We start from the raw sequence: 1,150 nt of genomic DNA on the forward strand, positions 1-1,150 counted from the left end.
CTGAGAGCCTGTCGGGTGGCTGATCGTAAGCGGTGCGTGATTGGTGCCTGTGGGTGCCGGGCATGGCGAAGGCCCCGGAATGATCACGTGGTGTGTGCCAGTGTGACAACTCCGGGGCCGTCAGCGGCTCATGCTGTCCGTCCAGCCTCACCGATGCGATGTGGGAGGTCATCCGCGCTCTGCTTCCAGTCCGTGACCTGCGCAAAGGCGGTGGTGTACGCAAGTACGGAGACCGGCTGATCCTCGATTCGGTCTTCTACGTGCTGCGGTCCGGATGTCAGTGGCGGATGCTGCCGCACGACCTGATGCCTTTCGACGCGGCCCACCGCTGGTTCACCGAGTGGCGCCGGGACGGCACATGGAACCGCATCCACGACGCGTTGCGCCGACGGGTGCGGGAGGAAGCCGGGCGGGACCCCGAGCCGTCGGCCGCGGTGATCGACGCCCAGTCGATCAAGAGCAGTGAGGGCGGAGAGGCGCGGGGCTTCGATGCCGGAAAGCGGACAGCAGGCCGCAAGAGGCACGTGATCGTGGACACGATGGGACTCCTGCTGGTCGTCGCGGTCACCTCGGCTTCCGTCCAGGACCGTGCCGGCGGGCGCGCGGTCCTGGCCCGGCTTGCCGAGGGCTTCCGCACGGTCTCACTGGTCTGGGCGGACGGCGGATACGCCAACTCCGTTGATTCCAGGCTGCTTTCCTGGGCCTGGAACACGCTGAACATCGTCGTGGAGATCGTGAAGCGGACCGACGACGTAAAGGGTTTCAAGGTGCTGCCCCGCCGCTGGGTCGTGGAACGGACGTTCGGCTGGCTGGTCCGCAACCGCCGCCTGGCCCGCGACTACGAACGGCTCACCGCCACCTCGGAGGCGATGATCAAGGTGGCGATGATCCGGCTGATGCTCGTCCGTCTCGCGGGGCAGCCATCACGCTGGAGCCATGACGACAGCCGGAAAACCGTTCGCTCCACGACCGTCGAGGACCTTATCGCAGCGTGATCAACCGGCCACCCGACAGGCTCTCAGGCGGCTCTACCGTCTTGATCGGGTTGATCGAGCCATTCGTAGGGTTGGGTCGCCCAGGGGTGCTGGGTGTGGCTATCAGGCGGCTGCCGTCTCGTGGCTTGCCTCGCTTCGCCGCCCGGCACCCCACG

At 66.9% G+C, this 1,150-nt stretch carries 1 protein-coding gene; it reads left to right on the forward strand.

Annotated elements, in window-relative coordinates:
- Positions 1-92 precede the first annotated feature (92 nt).
- Positions 93-995 (forward strand): IS5 family transposase, encoded by a 903-nt coding sequence (locus tag AB0915_RS39260; RefSeq protein WP_366696207.1) that lies wholly within the window; start codon positions 93-95, stop codon positions 993-995.
- Positions 996-1,150: the final 155 nt, after the last annotated feature.

The sequence above is a fragment of the Streptomyces sp. NPDC048411 genome (assembly GCF_040704695.1).
Taxonomy (GTDB): Bacteria; Actinomycetota; Actinomycetes; order Streptomycetales; family Streptomycetaceae; genus Streptomyces.